General features: G+C 71.4%; 21 protein-coding genes and 3 pseudogenes. 13 read left to right on the forward strand and 11 right to left on the reverse strand.

Translation table 11 applies throughout. The features are described 5' to 3' along the window. Positions 1–92: 92 nt before the first annotated feature. From NV263_RS12030 to NV263_RS12045, 4 genes are all read right to left on the reverse strand, one after another. Positions 93–1,070, reverse strand: a complete 978-nt coding sequence (locus NV263_RS12030) for an aldo/keto reductase (RefSeq protein ID WP_263253061.1) — start codon at positions 1,068–1,070, stop codon at positions 93–95. A 27-nt stretch (positions 1,071–1,097) separates the two neighbouring features. Continuing rightward, a complete protein-coding gene (locus tag NV263_RS12035; RefSeq protein WP_263253062.1) occupies positions 1,098–2,132 on the reverse strand; it encodes a zinc-binding dehydrogenase in 1,035 nt (344 codons plus the stop codon). A gap of 167 nt (positions 2,133–2,299) precedes the next feature. Then, the gene (locus NV263_RS12040; protein WP_317630418.1) at positions 2,300–2,800 is read right to left on the reverse strand and encodes an enolase C-terminal domain-like protein; all 501 of its coding nucleotides are present in this window, start codon (positions 2,798–2,800) and stop codon (positions 2,300–2,302) included. Positions 2,801–2,921: 121 nt separating this feature from the next. Then, positions 2,922–3,074 carry a hypothetical protein gene (locus NV263_RS12045; protein ID WP_263253063.1) on the reverse strand — a complete coding sequence of 51 codons (153 nt, stop codon included), beginning with the start codon at positions 3,072–3,074 and terminating at the stop codon, positions 2,922–2,924. A gap of 114 nt (positions 3,075–3,188) precedes the next feature. Between NV263_RS12045 and NV263_RS12050 the strand changes: the two genes are divergently transcribed. Together NV263_RS12050 and NV263_RS12055 are read left to right on the forward strand one after the other, a co-directional pair. After that, entirely contained in the window at positions 3,189–3,629 is a 441-nt protein-coding gene (locus tag NV263_RS12050) for a MarR family winged helix-turn-helix transcriptional regulator (protein WP_263253064.1), read from the forward strand. 44 nt (positions 3,630–3,673) lie between these two features. Continuing rightward, positions 3,674–4,651, forward strand: coding sequence for an alpha/beta hydrolase (locus NV263_RS12055; RefSeq protein ID WP_263253066.1), 978 nt, complete (start codon positions 3,674–3,676; stop codon positions 4,649–4,651). Positions 4,652–4,744: 93 nt separating this feature from the next. Here the strand turns inward: NV263_RS12055 and NV263_RS12060 are convergent, their stop codons facing one another. Then, positions 4,745–6,364, reverse strand: coding sequence for an amidohydrolase (locus tag NV263_RS12060; protein WP_263253067.1), 1,620 nt, complete (start codon positions 6,362–6,364; stop codon positions 4,745–4,747). 27 nt (positions 6,365–6,391) lie between these two features. Beyond that, positions 6,392–7,033 carry a TetR/AcrR family transcriptional regulator gene (locus NV263_RS12065; RefSeq protein WP_263253069.1) on the reverse strand — a complete coding sequence of 214 codons (642 nt, stop codon included), beginning with the start codon at positions 7,031–7,033 and terminating at the stop codon, positions 6,392–6,394. 68 nt (positions 7,034–7,101) lie between these two features. Here NV263_RS12065 and NV263_RS12070 point away from each other — a divergent pair, with 68 nt between their 5' ends. From NV263_RS12070 to NV263_RS12095, 6 genes and pseudogenes are all read left to right on the forward strand, one after another. Beyond that, positions 7,102–8,526: a purine-cytosine permease family protein gene (locus NV263_RS12070; protein ID WP_263253070.1), complete on the forward strand. Its 1,425-nt coding sequence runs from the start codon at positions 7,102–7,104 to the stop codon at positions 8,524–8,526. 81 nt (positions 8,527–8,607) lie between these two features. Next, positions 8,608–8,982, forward strand: coding sequence for a phage portal protein (locus NV263_RS12075; protein WP_263253071.1), 375 nt, complete (start codon positions 8,608–8,610; stop codon positions 8,980–8,982). A 7-nt stretch (positions 8,983–8,989) separates the two neighbouring features. Then, positions 8,990–9,322: a hypothetical protein gene (locus NV263_RS12080; protein WP_263253072.1), complete on the forward strand. Its 333-nt coding sequence runs from the start codon at positions 8,990–8,992 to the stop codon at positions 9,320–9,322. After that, positions 9,315–9,716: a hypothetical protein gene (locus NV263_RS12085; protein ID WP_263253074.1), complete on the forward strand. Its 402-nt coding sequence runs from the start codon at positions 9,315–9,317 to the stop codon at positions 9,714–9,716. Before NV263_RS12080 ends, NV263_RS12085 begins: the two co-directional genes overlap by 8 nt. Then, positions 9,701–9,985: a hypothetical protein gene (locus NV263_RS12090; RefSeq protein ID WP_263253076.1), complete on the forward strand. Its 285-nt coding sequence runs from the start codon at positions 9,701–9,703 to the stop codon at positions 9,983–9,985. The genes NV263_RS12085 and NV263_RS12090 overlap by 16 nt, the downstream gene beginning before the upstream one ends. Then, positions 9,982–10,533, forward strand: a pseudogene (locus NV263_RS12095) (glycoside hydrolase family 25 protein); the annotation flags it as partial. The gene NV263_RS12090 and the pseudogene NV263_RS12095, both read left to right, overlap by 4 nt. Before the next feature lie 144 nt (positions 10,534–10,677). Here the strand turns inward: NV263_RS12095 and NV263_RS12100 are convergent. After that, positions 10,678–11,166: an ArsI/CadI family heavy metal resistance metalloenzyme gene (locus NV263_RS12100; protein WP_263254169.1), complete on the reverse strand. Its 489-nt coding sequence runs from the start codon at positions 11,164–11,166 to the stop codon at positions 10,678–10,680. A gap of 83 nt (positions 11,167–11,249) precedes the next feature. On the opposite strand from NV263_RS12100, the gene NV263_RS12105 reads away from it, so the two are divergent. The 4 genes and pseudogenes from NV263_RS12105 (at position 11,250) to NV263_RS12120 (ending at position 13,373) form a co-directional block, all read left to right on the forward strand. Next, complete coding sequence (locus NV263_RS12105; protein WP_263253077.1) at positions 11,250–11,618, forward strand: ArsR/SmtB family transcription factor; 369 nt, start codon at positions 11,250–11,252, stop codon at positions 11,616–11,618. Continuing rightward, positions 11,615–12,709, forward strand: a complete 1,095-nt coding sequence (gene arsB, locus NV263_RS12110) for an ACR3 family arsenite efflux transporter (RefSeq protein ID WP_263253078.1) — start codon at positions 11,615–11,617, stop codon at positions 12,707–12,709. The genes NV263_RS12105 and arsB overlap by 4 nt, the downstream gene beginning before the upstream one ends. Then, positions 12,690–12,923, forward strand: a pseudogene (locus NV263_RS30695) (three-helix bundle dimerization domain-containing protein); the annotation flags it as partial. The gene arsB and the pseudogene NV263_RS30695, both read left to right, overlap by 20 nt. 88 nt (positions 12,924–13,011) lie before the next feature. Then, positions 13,012–13,373, forward strand: a pseudogene (locus tag NV263_RS12120) (arsenate reductase ArsC). 60 nt (positions 13,374–13,433) lie between these two features. Here NV263_RS12120 and NV263_RS12125 read toward each other — a convergent pair. After that, positions 13,434–13,868, reverse strand: a complete 435-nt coding sequence (locus tag NV263_RS12125; protein WP_263253081.1) for an Imm1 family immunity protein — start codon at positions 13,866–13,868, stop codon at positions 13,434–13,436. After that, a complete protein-coding gene (locus NV263_RS12130; RefSeq protein ID WP_263253083.1) occupies positions 13,865–14,632 on the reverse strand; it encodes a DddA-like double-stranded DNA deaminase toxin in 768 nt (255 codons plus the stop codon). The genes NV263_RS12125 and NV263_RS12130 overlap by 4 nt, the downstream gene beginning before the upstream one ends. A 332-nt stretch (positions 14,633–14,964) precedes the next feature. Here NV263_RS12130 and NV263_RS12135 point away from each other — a divergent pair, with 332 nt between their 5' ends. Further along, the gene (locus NV263_RS12135) at positions 14,965–16,173 is read left to right on the forward strand and encodes an MFS transporter (RefSeq protein WP_263253084.1); all 1,209 of its coding nucleotides are present in this window, start codon (positions 14,965–14,967) and stop codon (positions 16,171–16,173) included. A gap of 68 nt (positions 16,174–16,241) precedes the next feature. Here NV263_RS12135 and hrpB read toward each other — a convergent pair whose 3' ends face one another. Continuing rightward, positions 16,242–18,647, reverse strand: a complete 2,406-nt coding sequence (gene hrpB, locus NV263_RS12140) for an ATP-dependent helicase HrpB (RefSeq protein ID WP_263253085.1) — start codon at positions 18,645–18,647, stop codon at positions 16,242–16,244. A 64-nt stretch (positions 18,648–18,711) separates the two neighbouring features. Continuing rightward, positions 18,712–19,104, reverse strand: a complete 393-nt coding sequence (locus NV263_RS12145) for a DUF397 domain-containing protein (protein ID WP_263253087.1) — start codon at positions 19,102–19,104, stop codon at positions 18,712–18,714. Position 19,105: the final 1 nt, after the last annotated feature.

A 19,105-nucleotide genomic window follows, 5' to 3' on the forward strand; every position in this document is an offset into this window, starting at 1 on the left:
CCGGGCAGCGCGTGTGACCTGCGTCGTGGCCGGACCGCGCCCCCGGCCGGCCGTGCGGGGGCGCGGTCCTGTGTGGACGGACCGGTCGCCGGTCAGCGGCCGATCAGCCGCATCTGCTCCTCGTTGTGGTGGGTGCCGGCGGCCGGGGTGAGGGCGTCGAGCTGGGCCAGCTGCTCGGTGGTCAACTCGACCCGGACGGCCGCGGCGTTCTCCTCGACCCGGGCGACGCGTTTGGTGCCCGGGATCGGGACGATGTCCTCGCCCCGGGCCAGCAGCCAGGCCAGTGCGACCTGCGCCGGGGTGGCACCGACCTCGGTGGCGACGCCGACGACCTCGTCGGCGATGCGCAGGTTGCGCCGGAAGTTCTCGCCGGTGAAGCGCGGGTTCGTCGCGCGGAAGTCGGTGGTGTCGAAGTGGTCGGTGGAGCGGATCGTGCCCGTGAGGAAACCGCGCCCCAGCGGGGAGTAGGGCACGAAACCGATGCCCAGCTCCCGCAGCAGCGGCAGCACCCCGTCCTCCGGATCGCGGGTCCACAACGAGTACTCCGACTGGAGTGCGGTGACCGGGTGCACCGCGTGCGTGCGGCGGATCGTGCCCACCCCGGCCTCGGACAGGCCGATGTGGCCGACCTTGCCCTCGGCCACCAGTTCCGCGAGCGTCCCGACGGTGTCCTCGATCGGGGTGTCCGGGTCGACGCGGTGCTGGTAGTACAGGTCGATGTGGTCGGTGCCGAGCCGCCGCAACGAGCCCTCGACCGCGGTGCGGATGTTCGCCGGGCTGCTGTCCAGGTGCCGCGGGCCGCCGCCGGCGTGGGAGACCAGGCCGAACTTGGTGGCCAGCACGACCTCGTCGCGGCGTCCCCGGATCGCCCGGCCGACGAGCTCCTCGTTGGTGAACGGTCCGTAGATCTCGGCGGTGTCGAGGAAGTTCACGCCCAGGTCGAGCGCCCGGTGGATGGTGCGGATCGACTCGGCGTCGTCGCTGCCGGCTCCGGTGTAGCCGTGCGACATCCCCATGGCGCCCAGGCCGATGCGGGAGACCTCCAGATCTCCCAGCTTGACGTGCTGCACAGTCTTCCCTCCGTGTTCGCGGGGTGATCAGGGGCGGACGAGGACCTTCAGCGCCTCGCGGTCGGCCATCGCGCGGTAGCCGCCGTGCACCTCGTCCAGGCCGACGGTGCGGTCGAAGACCCGGCCGGGCTGGACCGCCCCGTCGAGGACGTCGGGGAGCAGCTGCTCGATGTAGGCCCGCGCCGGGGCCGCGCCGCCGGTCAGGGTGATGTTGCGCATGAACGCGTCGAACCCCATCGGGACCTCGGTGTACTGCGACACGCCGAGCCTGCTGACCGCGCCGCCGTCGCGGACCACGCCGAGCGCGGTCTCCAGGGCCTGCCCGGTGCCGACGCACTCGATGACCGCGTGCGTGCCGTCGCCGCGGGTCAGCTCGCGCACCCTCGCGACGCCTTCCGCACCGCGTTGCGCGATCACGTCGGTGGCGCCGAACTCGCGGCCGAGGTCGGTGCGTTCGGCGTGGCGGCCCATCAGCAGGATCCGCTCCGCGCCGAGCCGCCGGGCGGCCAGCACCGCGCACAGCCCGACCGCGCCGTCCCCGATGACCGTCACCGCGGTGCCCGGTCCGACCCCGGTGGTGACCGCGCCGTGGTGGCCGGTGCAGAACACGTCCGACAGCGTCAGCAGCGACGGCAGCAGCGCGGAGTCCTCGCCGACCGGCAGCCGGACCAGCGTGCCGTCGGCCTGCGGCACCCGCACGGCCTCGCCCTGGCCGCCGTCCACGCCGTCGGCTCCGTACCGGCCGCCGTGGCGGCAGGAGGTGTGCAGGCCAGCGGCGCAGAAGTCGCAACTGCCGTCGGCCCAGGTGAACGGTGACACCACGACGTCGCCGGCGCGGAACCCGGACACCTCCGGGCCGACCTCCTCGACCACGCCGAGGAACTCGTGCCCCATGCGCCTGCCCGGCGATGAGGACGGCATCGAGGCGTACGGCCACAGGTCGCTGCCGCAGATGCACGACAGCACCACGCGCACCACGGCATCGGTCGGTTCCCGCAGCCCCGCGTCGGGCACGTCCTCCACCCGCACGTCACCGGCCCCGTACATCACGGTCGCTCGCATCGACATCCCGAATCGTCTCGTCCGTCCGAACCGTCCGGGGCTCTCGTCCGCCCCGGACACCACCCATCGAACCGCCGGAGACGCCGGTGCGGGAGGACGTGCTGTTCCGGGTAATGGCAGGGCCCCCCAACGGCCCGGTCGGGCGTGCTCGGCCGCCGATCGCCGGTTCAGGCGCGGATCTCGTGCTCGGCGACGGTGCAGGCGCGCACCTGGTCGCTGATGCTCGCGCCGAGACCGGGGCGCGGGGACAGGTGCATCCGGCCGTCCGCGATCTCCAGGTGCTCGTCGAACAGCGGGTCCAACCATTCGAAGTGCTCGACCCACGGTTCGCGGGCGTAGGCCGCGGCGAGGTGGACGTGGATCTCCATGGCGAAGTGCGGGGCGAGTTGCAGGTTCCGGTGGTCGGCCAACGCCATCACCTTGAGGAACCGGGTGATGCCGCCGATGCGCGGGGCGTCCGGTTGCGCGACGTCGGCGCCGCCCGCGCGGATCAGCTCGGCGTGCTCGGCCGTGCTGGTCAGCATCTCGCCGGTGGCGATCGGGGTGTCGAAGGTCGACGCGAGCACCGCGTGGCCCTCGAAGTCGTGGGCGTCCAGGGGTTCTTCGATCCAGACCAGGCCCAGCGGTTCCAGGGCGCGGCACATGCGTCGCGCGGTCCCGGTGAGCACCTTCGCATCGCTGATGGGGTGGGCAGCGGCAGCGCCACCGAGGAGATCCGCACCGCGGTGATTCTGTCCGATGTGGATGGTGGAGTCATGTCCCCTTCCGGTCGGTGTCCACTGTGGTGGGTCAGTCGAACCGGATGCGCCGGATCGTGCCCATCACGGCGAAGCCCAGCAGCGCCACCAGCCCGTGCGCGGCGACGAACCACAGCGCCACGTCGAACGAGCCGGTCGCCTGCACGGTGTAGCCGATGACGATCGGCGTCACGATGCCCGCCACGTTGCCGAACGCGTTCGACGAGCACCCGCCCTCGCCGCTCCGGCATCCGCCCGACCAGATCGGCGAGCATCGACAGGTCTTGACACGTCAATATTGATGCGTCAATATAGTGGCGTGAGCATCGATCCGGCGGTGACCGTCCACGAGTTGTCGGCCGAGCTGGGACAGGCGGCAGATGCCCTCCTGGGCCAGCGGCACGGGATCTCGTTCGCGCGGTACCGGGTCCTGCGGGCGCTGCGGCGGGACGGCACGTCGACCCAGCACGAGCTCGCCGGTCGGCTCGGGATCGGGGATGCGGCCATCAGCCGCATGTTGCCCGGTCTGATCGAGCAAGGCTGGTGCCTGGTCGAGGACGACCCGCAGCACGGGCGCCGTCGCCGCGTCCGGCTCACCCGGTCCGGAGCCGACATCGAACGCGACTGCGCGGTGTTCCTCTCCGAGGGGTTCCGCGGCGCCGCCTCCGATGCCGGTGTCGACGTCGAATCCTTCCTCGCCGCAGCCGAGGCGATCACCGCGCAGCTGAGGTCGTCGCTGCACCGGCACACCACCCCGTAGTTACCGACCGGGCACCGCGAATTCGCGTGCCACAAGGGAGAACCATGTCCGTCGCCGATCCGGTCCACCCCGCGCCGGAGTTCGATCCACAACTCCGGGCCGCCCTGGAAGCGATGGGTGTGCCGGGCGTATCCGTGGGAATCACCCCGGACACCGTGCAGACCGAGCGCGAAGCGATCGCCCACCGGACACCCTCGTTCGAACTCATCGCTTCCGACCCCCGGTTCGCCGTCTCCGAACTCGCGGTACCCGGCCTGCCCGGCAACCCCTCGGTGGACCTCCTGCTCGCGGTTCCGGCTGATCGCCCGAGCGGGTGTCCGGTGCTGTTCACGACCCATGGCGGCGGACTGATCATGGGGAACAGCCGGTTCGGCCTACCGGACGTCCTCGACCTCGCCGCGGACATCGCAGCGGTCACCGTCTCGGTCGAGTACCGCCTCGCGCCCGAACACCCTTTCCCCGCCGCACACGACGACGCCTACGCCGCGCTGCTGTGGACCGCCCGCCACGCCGCGGACATCGGCGGCGATGCCGAGTCGATCATCCTCTACGGCGGCAGCGCCGGGGCCAACCTGGCCGCCGGTCTGGCACTGCGCGCTCGCGACTCGGGAGAGGTGCGGCCGCGCGGCCAGGTTCTGCTCTACCCCATGCTCGACGACCGCAACGAGTCGCTGTCCGCGCGGCAGATGCGCGGACGCGGCGTCTGGGACGACGTCTCCAACCGGACGGCTTGGGACAGCGTGCTCGGAGAACTGCGCGACAACCCACCCGAGTACGCGGCACCGGCACGTTCCCGAAACCTGTCGGACCTGCCCCCGGCTTACCTCGAAGCAGGCTCCGCGGAAACCTTCCGGGACGAAACCGTCGCCTACGCGCAGCGCATCTGGAGCTGCGGTGGAGACGCCGAACTCCACATCTGGCCCGGCGCCTTCCACGGATTCGACCTGTTCGTTCCCGACTCCACCGTCGCCCGCCGAGCCCGCACCGCTCGACGTGACTGGATCACCCGCCTGCTGTCCTGATCGGAGTGATCCGCCCGACCTGGTTCGGCACGACGTGCGTCGGGTCTTGGAGAAGACGCGGTGGCCGCGTCGTGGACCGTGGTTGTCCTCGCGCTACACACTCGCGTCCCGGTGCGTCGTCCGTCCATCGAGGACGGTCAGGACGACGGGGAGTTCGGGCAGGTCGGTGTCGGGTGTGCGCAGCGGGTCCTCGGCGAAGGCGGTGAGGTCGGCGCGGTGGCCGACGGCGAGGCGACCGGCGTGGTCCTCCTCGCCCGCGGCGAACGCCGGGTTGCGGGTGATGCCCTGCAGGGCCTGCTGGGCGGTCAGGGCCTGGTCGGGGTTGTGCGGGGGACGCGTCAGGTCCCGGCCCGGGCGGCGGTGGCGGGCGCCGGCCATGACCGCGCGCGGGTCGTGGTCGGCGATCGGCCAGTCCGAGCCGAGCACGACGGTCGCGCCCGACTCCCACAGGTCGCGGCAGCGCCAGGCGCGGGAGGCGCGCTCCTCGCCGAGGCGGCGGGACCAGTTGTCGGTGTGGTCGGCGCGGGTGAAGTCGCAGCAGTGGGTGGGCTGCATGGACGCGATGACGCCCGCGCGGGCGAACCGGCGCACCGTGTCGTCGGGGACGGTTTCGATGTGCTCGATGCGGTGCCGCGCGCCCGCGCCCCCGCGCGCGACCGCGTTCTCGACGGAGTCGAGCGCGTGGCGCACCGCCGCGTCGCCGATCGCGTGGGTGGCCGTCGGCACGCCCGCGCGGTGCAGCTCGGCGATGATCCGCGCGTAGGCGTCCGGGTCCGGCCAGAAGGCGTGCGCGGATTCGCTGTGGCAGTCCGGGTGTTCCAGCCACGCGGTGCCGTTGTCGATCGTGCCGTCCATGAACAGCTTGACCCCGGCGACCCGCCAGAGCCGTCCGCCGGTGCCCTGCTGCGCGACGAGTTCCCGCAGTCCGTCGTCGTCGGTGCCGGGCTGGCACCACGGCGCGATGCGCAGCCGCAGCGGCAGCGCGTCGTCGGCGTCGAGTTCCGCGTAGAGGTCGAGGCTGTCGCCGTTGGCGTCCATGACGTGCCCGCCGGTGAGACCGGTGGCCGCCATCGCCCGCAGCACCTCGGCGATCCGGTCGCGCCGTTCGGCGCGCGTGGGCTGCGGCGCGGCGCGCTCGACGAGTTCGCAGGCGGCGTCCTCCAACAGCAGCCCGGTCGGCCGTCCCCGCTCGTCGCAGACCACCTCGGCGGCCTGGTCGAACCGCCGCGGGCCGTCCACCCCGGCGAGTTCCAGCGCCCGGTCGCTGGCCAGCACCGAGTGCGCGTCGAAGAGCTGGAGGAGGGCCGGGATCCCGTCGAGCACCGGTGCCAGCGCGGCGGCTTCGACGGGCCGGTCGCCGAAGACGTTCGGGTCCAGCCCCCAGCCGCGCAGCCAGGCACCGGGCGCCAGGCAGGAGGCTTCCAGGGCCAGGGCGTCGCGCACCTCGTCGAGGTCGGCGCAGCCGGACAGGTCCAGCCCGCGGGTGAGTTCGGCGCCCGTGACGGGATGCAGGTGGCCGTCGACGAGACCGGGTGTCACCACGGCGCCGCCGAGGTCGACCACGGTGGTCGAGGAGTCCGCGAGCGCGCGGATCTCGCGGGCGTCGCCCAGCGCCGCGATCCGCCCGTCGGCAACCGCGAGGGCGGTTTCCGGCAGGAGTCCGGAGATCGGGTCGAGCAGGCGGGCGGAGAGCAGGACGAGACTGGTGCGCACGAGGGCTCCTCGGTTCCGGGGTGGTGATCAGGCTGTCGCCGAGTCCGGGCGCAGCGTGCCGTGGGGCAGGCCGAGTTCGCGTTCGGCCGTGGTGACGGCCATCGACGTCACGGCGTCGGGCTGGTCGCTGGAGTCGCTGTTGGCGTGCGCGCCGAGGCCGTCGATGACGACCAGGATCCGCATGGCCGCGAGCTGCGCGTCGTCGGTCCGGAATTGTCCACTTCGGACGCCGTCGCGGATGAGGTTGGCCAGTCGGTCGCGCCACCGCGACTGCTGGTGGCCGACCCGGTTGCGCAGCGCCGGGCGGTAGCGGCTGAGGTGCCGGGCGTTGATCCACAGCCGGCTGACGTCGTCGAACGCCTCGCCCGCCGCGTGCGCGAAGAAGCGCGCGAGGTGTTCGGTGGGTGTCGCGTCGCCGCGGTCGGCAGGCAGCAGAGTGTCCAATTCGGACTGTGCGGCGGTGCCGAACGCCTCGGCCACGAGTTCCTCGACGGCGGGGAAGTAGTGACTGATCAGCCCCGGTCGCACGCCGAGTTCCTCGGCCACCCGGCGCAGCGTGATCGCCTCCAGGCCCTCGGTCAGCGCGATGGTCGCCGCCGCGGCGACGATCTCCGCGCGCCGGTCGGTCGGCGATTTGCGGATTCGCTTGCGCTGAGCGCTTGACGACATGCCGGCGATGCTATTGAGTGTCCGACCAATAAGCAAGCAGGTGCCCGAGGCGGTCATCGGAGGACTCCATGGCATCCACGCATCCCGCCCCACGCACGGACGTTCCGAACGGCTCCCCGACGACCGACCGCGCCGGGAAGATCGAAACCCGCGGCATCGAGCACATCCCCGAAGCCGAACGGCACGGACGCCCGCGCGAACTGTTCACCGTCTGGGCGGCGGCCAACGTCAACTACCTGAGCCTGGTGGTCGGCGGCACCCTCGTGCTGATGGGGCTGTCGCTGTGGCAGTCCTTCGCGGTGATCGTGGTGGGCAACCTGTTCTGGGTGCTGGTGGGACTGCTGGCCGTCTCGGGCCCCGCCTCCGGAACACCCAGCGAAGTCGTCATGCGGGCGCAGTACGGCATCCGCGGCAACCGGGTCAACATCGCCATCACCGGCTGGGCGGTCTGCGTCTGCTACGTGGCGCTGAACATGGCCGCCGCGGCCATCGCGGCGTTCTCCCTGGTGAGCAAGGCGGGCGTGGTGCCGAACACCGGCGTCAAGATCCTGGTCGTGGTGGCCATCGCCGCGGTCACCCTGACGATCGGCGTCTACGGACACGCCACGATCGTCAAGCTCTACGCACGGATCACCGTGGTCCTGGCGGTGGCGTTCGCCGTCGTCGCGGTCTGCGTCGTCGCGCACGCCCGCTGGAACTACGCACCCCCGGCCCCGCTGCACGGCAGCGCCCTGTGGGCGGCGGTCCTCGGCGGCATCAGCCTGATGGCCTCCGGACCGCTGTCGTACACCAACAGCGCCGACTTCTCCCGCTACCTGCCGAGCGCGACCTCGGCGAAGGCGGTCCTGGGCTGGACCGCGCTCGGCGGATTCCTGCCCGGGGTCGTGGTGACCTCGCTGGGCGCGCTCGCCGCCACCGTCGTCGACATGAGCGACCCGCAGACCGGGCTGGAGAGCATCCTGCCCGCGTGGTTCCGGCCGGTGTTCCCCCTGGCGCTCGTGCTGGGCACCATCGCGCTCAACGCGATGACGACCTACAGCTCCGGTCTGGCCCTGCAGGCCATGGGCGTGCGGATCCGCCGGTCGCTCAGCGTCCTGGTGGACGGGACCCTCGGCGTCGCGCTGACGCTGTACGCGCTGCTGGTGTCGGACTTCCTCGACACCGTCAGCAACGTGCTGCAGCTGACCGTCGTGCTGCTCGGCCCCAGCACGGCGATCTACGCCGCCGACATCCTGCTGCGCCGCAACCGCTACCACGGCCCGGAACTGGCGGACGAAACACCGGACGGACCGTTCTGGTACACCCGCGGCGTCAACCCGGCCGGGGTCACCGCGCTGCTCGTCGGCGCCGCGGCGGCGCTGCTGTGCGTGGACACCCACCTCTACACCGGCCCGCTCGCTCGCGCGATGGGCGGGGTGGACCTCTCCCTGCCCGTCGGCATGGGCATCGCCGCCGCGCTCTACGCCGCGCTGCGGGCGCGCGCCGCGAAGTGAGTCACCGCGCCTCGGTGCGACGGGTGGCCGTGGCGGCGGTGACCGCTTCCTCTTGAGCACCGCAGCAGCAACCGCCGCGCCATGCCACCCCTGCGCGGCACCGGCAGTAGCGCGGGCGTGTCGGTCACGCCCGAGAAAGCGCTGCAGATCGGCGCGGTCTACTCCTGCGTGCGGCTGCTCTCCGAGACCGGGTCGATGCTGCCGGTCGGCGTGTACCGCGCGAAGTCCGGCGGCCGGGTCCGCGTCGACGATCACCCGCTCGTGCCGCTGATCACCGACGCCCCGAACCCGAACCTCGATAGCGCGGAATTCTTCGGGCAGCTGCTCGCCTGGCAGCTGTTGCGCGGCAACGCCTACGCCTACGTCCAGAGGAACAGGGGCGGCGTCCGGTCGGAACACCACAACCGTCGACCAGCACCAACGGGTCGGCGGTTCTCCTTTTCCAACCCGAAATGAGGCGCTCGTGACCGACGCGGCAACCAACCTCAGCAGCCTCGCGGCGACCTACCCGAAGTTCGTCGAGGCCCCGACCCAATGGGCCTCGGTCGGCTGGTCGGGGCAGAACCTCGCCGAGATCCAAGCACTGTTCACCGCGCACGGGATCAAGGCGACCGTGATGCAGGCGGGTACCGACACCCTGCTCATCATCATCGGCGGGGCCTCGCTGACTTATGCCGTGGGCGAGCAGGTCGTGATCTGTTCCGATGACGGCGCCACATGGCGCCACGACTCCGCCCGCCGTGACCTCGCGGGCTTGGTCCCGTTGACCGACTACTACGTCAACCCGAGTGCGTAGAACCATGTCCCCGGCCGCTTTCCGGCCCATCGCGTCGATCGGGATTCTCATCGCGCTCGCCTCGGCCGCCGTCTACGACACGGTCGCGCCGCCGCGGCTCGGCCTCGGGGTCGTCGGGTACCTCGACCGCCTCGGCCCCCTGCTGCCGGGTCTGTTCGGCGCTACCGCTGTGTTCGTCGCGACCACACTCGTCGTCGGCCACTGGCAGCGAGGCGCCCACATCGCCGCCGCAGGCTGCATGTCGTTCTACGCCGCGGCGTTGTGGGCTACCGCGTTCGTGCTCGGCAACGTCTACGGCGTGGTCGGCGCGGGCCTGGCGACCTCGATCGCGATTCACGCGCTGCTGCTCGCGAACGCCTACCCGCGAGGGGGTTCGACATGGACCCGGCGCTAATCGGCTCCATCTTCGCCGGGATCACCGGGCTCGCGACCGTGATCACCGGCTACCTGATCAACCGGCAGAAGGTGCGCACCGACCTTGTCTCGGCCGACGTCGACCAGGTCGAGGCCGAGCTCGCCGACCTCCGCGACCGGTTCGAGATCGCGCTCGCCCACGTCTACGAGCTTCGCTCCGCGATGGGCGCGCACGAACTGCATGTGCCCGAGCTGCCCGACGAGCTGACCCTGCGCCGCCGCCGGAAAACCGGCTGGGAGAGAAGGTGATCCCGATCCTTTGGGGTATCGACATTTCCCGGTATCAGGCCGGAATCGACTTGCACCGCGCCAAGCGCGAGGGCATCGACTTTGTGATCATCAAGGCCAGTCAGGGCACGCGCGTCGATCCGCAGTTTCGCCGCCACCTCGACCAGGCGCGCGCCGCCGGGCTGCTGCACGCCGTCTACCACTACCAAGAGGGTGACATCGGCGCCGCAGCGCAGGCCGAGCACATCATGCGCACGGTGCCCCGCGAGGTCGGGGTGATCCTCGACGTCGAGGCCGGCGGTGGGAATGCCGCGCTCGCCCGCGATATCACGCACCGGCTCAACGCGGCCGGGTGGCGAACTCCGTTGCTGTACCTGCCCGAGTGGTATTGGCGGCAGATCGGTCGCCCGTCGCTGTCCGCGCTCCCGCCCCTTTGGTACAGCCGCTATCCGAACAGCCGGGCCGGGGCTCCCGCCGACGTCTACGCCCGCAACCGCGGGTGGCTCGACGGCTTGTGGGGCGGCTACGGCGGGCTGCCGGTGGCGGTCCTGCAGTACAGCGACGAGGGCCGCGTCGCCGGTCGTTCGCCCGTGTGGCCGATCGACGGCCTCATGGACGGCAACGCCGTCGGGTTCCGCAACGAGGCCAAACTCGCCGCGGTCGAGCAGCGCCTCGCCGCGCTCGACGCGACGGCGAACAAGCTCGCCGAACTCCTAGCCACCGACCGCGACCTCGACGTCGAGACCATCAGGACCGAAGTGGGCAACGCCGTCGCGACCGCGCTGCCTGGTGCAGCACTGCGCCCCGGACTCCGCGGGGGCCGCGCTGAAGGTCTGGGAGTCGGCCTTGACGACGTAGACCTCCCAGGGTTCGCGGCCGGGCCCGTGGACCCACACCTTGTCCTGCCGGGCGTAGCAGCAGGTCGTGTCTTCCTCGACCTCGGTAAACAAGCCGAGCGCCTTGAGCCGTTCGGTGGCGCCATCGACCTGCTCGGTGCTGTCGACCGCGACGCCGAGGTGGTCCATCACCGTGTCCTGACCGGGCTCACCCTCCAACAGCACGAGCTTGAGCGGCGGTTCGGCGATGGCGAAGTTGGCGTAGCCCGGCCGCAGCTTGGCCGGTTCGGCGCCGAAGAGCTTCGAGTAGAACGCGATCGATCCTTCGAGGTCGCCAACCCGAAGGGCGAGTTGCATGCGAGACATCTCATCTCCTTGTTTAGATGTTCATCTAATCAGATAATGATGCCAGCTTGCCTCCTTGGTTCGATGAATGTCAAGATAGAAGTATGTCGAAACAAGACGCGCAGGTCGACGACGCGGCTCTGTGCTGCTCGCCGGTGATGCGGGCTCCGTTGAGTGCGGAGCAGTCGACCGAGCTGGCACGGGTGTTCAAGGCGATTGGTGAACCGGTGCGCCTGCGGCTGCTGTCGCTGATCGCCTCGCACGCGGGCGGCGAGGCGTGCGTGTGCGATCTGACCGGGGCGTTCGAGCTGTCCGGGCCGACGATCTCGCACCACCTCAAGGTGTTGCGCGAAGCCGGGGTGATCGAGGGCGAACGGCGCGGGACCTGGATCTACTACCGGGTACGCCCCGAGACCCTGCGGGCCATCTCGTCCGTACTGGTGCCCGCCGACGCCGGGACGGTCACCGCATGACCCGCGCAGCAGAAGTACCCGTAGTGGCGCGGTTGTCGACGCTGGACCGGTTGCTGCCTGTGTGGATCGGCGCGGCGATGGTGGCCGGCCTGCTGGCCGGGCGCTGGATTCCCGGGCTCGGCACGGCGTTGGACGCGGTGCAGGTCGACGGGATCTCGCTGCCGATCGCGCTGGGCCTGCTGGTGATGATGTACCCGGTGCTGGCCAAGGTCCGCTATGACCGGCTGGACACCGTCACCAGCGACAAACGCCTGATGGTGTCCTCGCTGGTGCTGAACTGGGTCGTGGGTCCGGCGGTCATGTTCGCCTTGGCGTGGGTGTTCCTACCGGACCTGCCCGAATACCGCACCGGACTGATCATCGTGGGCCTGGCCCGTTGCATCGCGATGGTGATCATCTGGAACGACCTCGCGTGTGGGGACCGGGAGGCCGCCGCCGTGCTGGTGGCGTTGAACTCGGTGTTCCAGGTGATCGCGTTCGCCGGTCTCGGCTGGTTCTACCTCTCGGTGCTGCCGGGCTGGCTCGGCCTGCCCATGGTCGGCCTTGAGGTCTCGGCGTGGCAGATCGCCAGGTCCGTCCTGATCTTCCTCGGCATTCCGCTGGTGGCGGGGTACCTGACGCGCAAGTTCGGCGAGCGAGCTAAGGGCCGGGACTGGTACGAAACCCGGTTCCTGCCCAAGATCGGCCTGGTGGCCCTGTACGGGCTGCTGTTCACCATCGTGATCCTTTTCGCCCTGCAAGGCGACCAGATCACCAGCCACCCGGTCGACGTCGTCCGGATCGCGGTGCCGCTGCTGGCCTACTTCGCGATCATCTGGGCCGGTTCCTTCGCGCTGGGCAAGGCCATCAGACTGAGCTACGAGCGGTCGGTGACGCTGTCGTTCACCGCGGCGGGCAACAACTTCGAACTCGCCATCGCCGTGGCCATCGCGACCTTCGGCGTCACCAGCGGCCAAGCCCTCGCTGGGGTCGTCGGACCGCTCATCGAGGTTCCCGTGCTGGTCGCCTTGGTCTACGTCTCACTGGCGGCACGGCGCTGGTTCAGCCCCTCCGCCACACCGGAGGCCGACCATGTCCGCACTACCCCCTAGCCACCACGACGCCGAGGAATACCGGCCGACCAACGAGGCGGTGGCCGCCCTGCTCGATCACGCGGCCACCGACCTGCACGCCCAGTTCCCGGGCGTGTTCGCGACGGAAACCATTCACGCCGTCCTCGCCGACATCTACCAGCAGATCGCCGCGACGGCGCGTGTGCACACCCACCTGACCACCCTGGCCACCCGCTACGCCCGCGAACGGCTGGCCGACATCGCCAAGAACCAAGGAGCCGTCGTGCCCACCAGCCCCCGAAGTGCTGTTCGTCTGCGTCCACAACGCCGGGCGCTCCCAGATGGCCGCCGCGCTGCTGCACCACCACGCCCAGGGCAAGGTCACCGTCCGCTCCGCCGGGTCCGCACCCGCCGACACCGTCAATCCCGCCGTCGTGAAGTCATGAACGAACTCGGCCTCGATCTCTCCCAGGAGTTTCCGAAGAAGCTCAGCACCGACGCGGTCCAGGCCGCCGACGTGGTCATCACCATGGGCTGCGGCGACGCCTGCCCCGTCTTCCCCGGCAAGCGCTACCTAGACTGGGAACTCACCGACCCCGCCGGAAAGAGTGTCGACGAAGTCCGCAAGATCCGCGACGAGCTCGACCGCCACATTCGCGACCTACTGGCCGAGCTGATCCCAACGAAGGGCGGCGACCGGTGAAACCCGGCATCACCACCTGTCCGTTGACCTAGGGTCGGTACTGGCCTGGCCGTCGCCGAGTCACTCGCCCGCGGCCTCGGGGTGTTCGTCGCGCCACGTCACGGAGGCGGGCCGGTCAGCGCTGGTGAGGAACTCGACGAGCACCTCGGCGAACCGCTCGACCGGCAGGCCCGAACCGGGCGGAAAGTCATCGTCGTCGAACTCGCAGCCCTCCGAGGTCGGGTCACCAACGGGATACGCCTTGTCCCGGTTGGCGTCCTGGTAGGAGAGGTAACCGAACCCGTCGCGGACGGTGGCGTAGACGTCGTGGTCGAAGAACCCACGTTCGGTGTCCCACAGCGGCCGGTCGCGGTGGATCAACCGCGCCACGTCGGCGGCCTCGTCGGCGAGCAGCTCAACCAGCTCGCGCACCTGGTCACGGTCCTTCACGAGGAGGTTCGCCCCGCGTTCCGCACCATCTTCGGTGAACACGGCCCAACGGGCGTCGATGGTCATCGGTCCCCTTCCTTGCCTCGGTAGAGCCTCCCGTTCGGGCTGCTCCCGTCCTTGACCCTCAGTGTGCTTCCCGGCGGCAGGAACCGCTCAAGCCACTTGTCGCAGGTATCCGGTAGGTCATCATCCCTGCCCGGCGTCGTGCCACACACCCGGCGGTTGATCTCGATCTCGGCGTCGGTGATGTTCTGGTCGTTCATCCGCATCGCGAACTGCACCTCGACGTGCCGGGAAATGGCGGCCTCGGCGTTCGGTCGGCCGTAGGTCAACCCGAGTTCGACGGCGCGCTGCCGGGCGGCCTTGTAGTACTCGCCGCCCTTGCCGCTTTCCAGCATCACCGCGTCGCCGTTGCTGTTGATCCACCGGCCGTGCGTCTTGCCAGCGCGAGGCGGGCGCGGTAGCTCCGAGCGTGGCGGGGCTGACGGCCGCGAGCTGGACGGCGCCGAGCTGGTCGCGGGCGAAGCGGGGGCCGCCGTGGTGCCCGGCGGGGCGCCCGAGGGAATCCCGTTTCGTTCCCGGTAGGCGCCGAGCTGTGTCGCGATCGCCTGCACCTGTTGACGCACAGGTGCGAGTTCCTGCGGCACGGTCTGCTGAACTTGCGCGGCGGCGAGCACCTCGTCGTCAGTGGCGCCCTGCAGTGCCGTCGCGAGGTGCCCGTTTCCCTCTTCACACCGATCGATCGCCTCGGTGAGCGCACCGGCCGCCGCCTCGATCTTGCTCACCGCGGTCGCGATCGCCTGGCCGAGCTGTTCCACTGCGGATGCCAACGGCGCCCCCTCGAACGGGCCGACAGTGACGAGCGCCGATCATGTCCGCCACCCCCGACACCCGCCGGTACGCGCCTGCGGAACCGCTACCTCGACGTTCGCGCGGTGCCCCGGCGGCTCTCGGCCCACTCGCGGGTGACCTCGGCCATCTTCTGTTTCCACAATGCGCGTAACCGACATGCACCGCCGGGGCTCGTCAGCTTCACAGCCGGAGCCCGAATACCTCAGACTGATTCCTGGTCGAGCTGTGACGAGCGGGAATCGCCATGAGCGGACGAACACCGGAGAGCCGGTCCGCGGCCACACGTGCGGCACGCACGTGGTTCGGGCGGATGGACCGCACCGAACGTCGGACGTTCTGGGCGTGCTTCGGCGGATGGGCGACGGACGCGGCCGACGTGCAGGTGTACAGCTTGCTCATTCCGATCTTGCTGAGCACCCGGTTCCTGCACAACAACGCCCAAGCCGGAGCGATCGGCACGGCCACCCTGCTGGCCTCGGCGGTGGGCGGTTGGCTGGCGGGCATGCTCGCCGACCGCTACGGCCGGGTCCGGATGCTGCAGCTCACCGTGTTGTGGTTCTCGGTGTTCACGCTGCTGTGCGGGTTGGCGCAGGATCCGGTCCAGCTGGGTGTGCTGCGCGCACTCATGGGACTCGGTTTCGGGGGCGAATGGGCGATCGGCGCGGTGCTCATGGCCGAAACCGTGCGCCCGAGCATCCGCGGTCGCGCCGTGGGCACGGTGCAGTCCGGCTGGGCGGTCGGCTGGGCCGTCGCGGTCGGGTTGTTCGTCCTGGTCGCCGCGCTGTTGCCGCCGGAGTGGACGTGGCGGGTGCTGTTCGGGCTGGGTGTTCTCCCGGCATTGCTGGTGTTCTACCTGCGCCGCTCCGTGCCGGAACCGGCGCTGGCGCGCGGTGAGCACGCTCGGCTCCGGGAAACTCTGCGGATCTTCGCTCCTGCGCTGATCCGGCACACCCTGCTGTGCTGCGTGCTCGGGATCGGTGCGCAGGGCGGCTACTACGCGTTGACGACGTGGCTTCCGCAGTTCCTCTCCTCGCGGCGCGGCCTGAACGTCTACGGCCTGGGGGCCACACTCGCGCTGATCATCGGGGGTGCGTTCGTCGGATACCTGCTCGGCGCGTGGCTCACCGACGGGATCGGCCGCCGCAGCACGATCCTGGTCACCTCGGTCGGAGCGTTCCTCATCGTGATCCCCTTCGTGCTGCTCAACACCGGCACGGCGGTGTTCACGCTGCTGTGCTTCCCGTTGGGGGTGTTCAGCTCGGCGTACTTCAGTGCCATCGGCCCGCTGTTGAGCGAGCAGTTCCCCACGGAAGTGCGCGCGACCGGACAGGCGTTCGCCTACAACTTCGGACGCGGCATCGGCGCACTCTTCCCGCTGGCCGTGGGCATCCTGGCCGACCGGGTCGGTATCGCGCTCGCGATCGCGCTGTTCGCCGGAGCGGCCTACGCTGTGCTCGCGATCAGCGCCATGTTCGTCCAGGAGCGCCGGGACGTCCCGCTGGACCGCATCGCGGTGTGATGGCAGACCGACGCCGGTAGCGGGTGCTCCGCCGCGGGTTCCGGCCCCGCCGCGCAGAACGTCCGGCCTCAGCGCGGCTTGGTGCGGCGGGTCGCCGGGGCGGTGGTGGGGTCCTCGGGCCACGGGTGCTTCGGGTAGCGACCGCGGAGTTCGGCGCGGACCTGCGGGTAGCCGGTGCGCCAGAAGGACTCCAGGTCCGCGGTCACCGCGGCCGGACGACCCGCCGGGGAGAGCAGGTGCAGCACCACGGGCACCCGGCCGTCGGCGACGTGCGGCACCCGCGTCCAGCCGAAGACCTCCTGCAACTTGACCGGCAGCACGGCCTGGTCGCCGCGGTAGTCCACGCGGATGCGCGAGCCCGAGGGCACCTCGATCCGGTCGGGTGCGAGGTCGTCCAGCCGGGCGGACCACGGGATCAGCCGCCGCAACGCGACGTCGGCCGACAACCGCAGGTCGGCGCGGCGCCGCGCCCGGGACAGCTCCGGTTCCAGCCACTGGTCGGCCCGCTGGAGCAGGGACTCGTCGTCGGTGGGCGGCCACGGGTCGCCGAGGGCGGCGTGCAGGAAACCCAGCCGCTGCCGCAGCCGGCGGGATTCCTCGTTCCAGGACAGCGGTTCCAGGCCCTCGGCGTGCAGGCCGTCCAGCAGGGCCCGGCGGACCGCGGCCGGGTCGGGATCGTTGATCGGCCGCTGGTCGAGGGTGATCGCGCCGAGCCGCTCGACGCGGACCGCGCGCACGTCGCCGTCGGACCAGCCGATCTCGTCGGTGCGGGTGAGCAGCGCCAGTGCCGCGGCGCGGGCCAGGTCCTCGTCGGCGGGCGCGGCGAGGCGGATGGTGCCGCGGGCGCTGCCGGGGGAGCGGTCGGCGACGGCCACCGCCAGCCACTCCGAGCCGCGCAGGCCCGAATTCGCGGGCAGTTCGACGGCGGTGCCGGACGCCATCAGGTACTCCGCCGAATCCGCCGACCGGCGCCGCGCGAGGCGTTCCGGGTGGGCCAGGGCCACGACGAGCGCCGCATCGCCGCTGCTCCCGCCGCGGGACGGGACGGCGCGGCGCAGCCTGCCGACCTCGCGGCGCCACCGCCGGCTGCCCGGAGCGTCCCCGCGCAGCCGGGACAGCGCCGTGAGCACGTCGGTCTCGGTGGTCGCGGTGTCGTCGTCGAGCAGCGCCACGACCTCGGCCGCGAGCTCGTCGCCGACCGCCTCGGCGCCGTCGAGCAGCGCCCGGGCGAGCCTCGGGTGCAGGCCGAGTTCGGCCATCCGCCGCCCGCGCGGCGTGACGCCGCCGTCGAGCGCGCCGAGGCCGCGCAGCACCTCCCGGCCCGCGGCCAGCGGTCCGGCGGGCGGCTCGTCCCACCAGGTCAACGCCGAGCCGTCCGGCGTGCCCCAGCAGGCCAGCTCCAGCGCGAGCCGGGTCAGGTCCGCGGTGCGGATCTCCGGTTCCGGGTGCGCGGGCAGCGTGCTGTGCTCGTGCTCCGGCCAGCAGCGGTAGACCACGCCCGGCCCCTCGCGCCCGGCGCGCCCGGCCCGCTGGTCGGCGACCGCCGCCGACACCCGCACCGTGACCAGCCCGGCCAGCCCGCGCCGGGTGTCCACGCGGGACATCCGAGCCAACCCCGAGTCGACCACCGCGCGCACCCCGGGCACGGTCAGGCTCGACTCGGCCACCGCCGTGGCCAGCACGACCCGGCGGCGAGCCCCCTCCCGCAGCGCCGCGTCCTGCTCGCCGGGCGCGAGCCGCCCGTGCAGCGGCCGCACGTCCACATCGGACAGATCGGCAAGGAGTCCCGAGACGCGCCTGATCTCCCCGGCACCGGGCAGGAACGCGAGGACGTCACCGTCCTGTTCGGACAACGCGGTGCGCACCGCCCGCGCCACGCACGCCTCGATCCGCTCGCCGCGCAGCGGCGGCAGGTGCTCGGTCCGCACGGGGTGCGTCCGGGCGTGCGCGGTCAGCACCGGCGCGTCGCCGAGGAGTTCGGCGGCGCGGTCGGCGGCCACGGTCGCCGAGGTAGCCAGGACCCGCAGGTCCGGCCGCAGCCCCTCCCGCGCGTCGAGCAGCAGCGCGAGGAGCAGATCGGCGTCGAGGTGCCGCTCGTGGCACTCGTCGAGCACCACGACGTCGACCCCGGGCAGTTCGGGATCCGCCTGCAACCGCCGCACCAGCAGGCCGGAGGTGACCACCTCGACGACCGTCTCCGGCCCGCGGCGGCGCTCACCCCGCACCGAGTAGCCGACGCGCCGCCCGACCTCCTCGCCGAGCAGGCCCGCCATCCGCGCCGCCGCGGCCCGGGTCGCCAGCCTCCGGGGCTCGGCCACCACGACCCGCAACCCGCGCTCGGCCAGCGCCAGCGGGACCAGCGTCGTCTTGCCCGTCCCGGGCGGCGCCACCAGCACCGACGTGCCGTGGTCGGCCAGCGCCCGCGCGAGGTCGTCGAGAACCGGGCGCACCGGCAGGTCAGGAAGGTCGAGCACACGCCAATCCTGCCATCCGCCGCACGGGGCACCGGCGAACGCCGGCCGTGGTCACCGCCCCGGCTCAGGCGCCCACGGCGAGCTCCTGGGCGGGGAACCGGTCGAACTCGCCCCGGTTGACGCCGTCGAGGAAGGCGTTGACCTCGGCTTCGGTGAACACCAGCTCGGCGCTGTTGTGGTCAAGCGTGCTGCGGAAGACGTACGTGCCGTCGTCACGCCGGAGCATCTCCAGGCAGCGACCGGTCGCGCGGCCGGAGCGCACGCCGGTGAGGAAGTCGTCGAACTGCGCCTCGGTGAACACGAGCCGGACGTCGTCGGGCGCGCCGAAGACCGTCTTGTCGTCGCGCACTTCAACCCAGCCATCCCGGCGGGCCACGCGGACGCACTGCCTATCCGGGTTGCTGGCGCTCGCCTTGCGGAAGTCACGTTCGCTGAAGGCGGGCGAGATGCTGGTCATC

The sequence above is a fragment of the Saccharopolyspora rosea genome, assembly GCF_025643595.1.
Classification (GTDB): domain Bacteria; phylum Actinomycetota; class Actinomycetes; order Mycobacteriales; family Pseudonocardiaceae; genus Saccharopolyspora; species Saccharopolyspora rosea.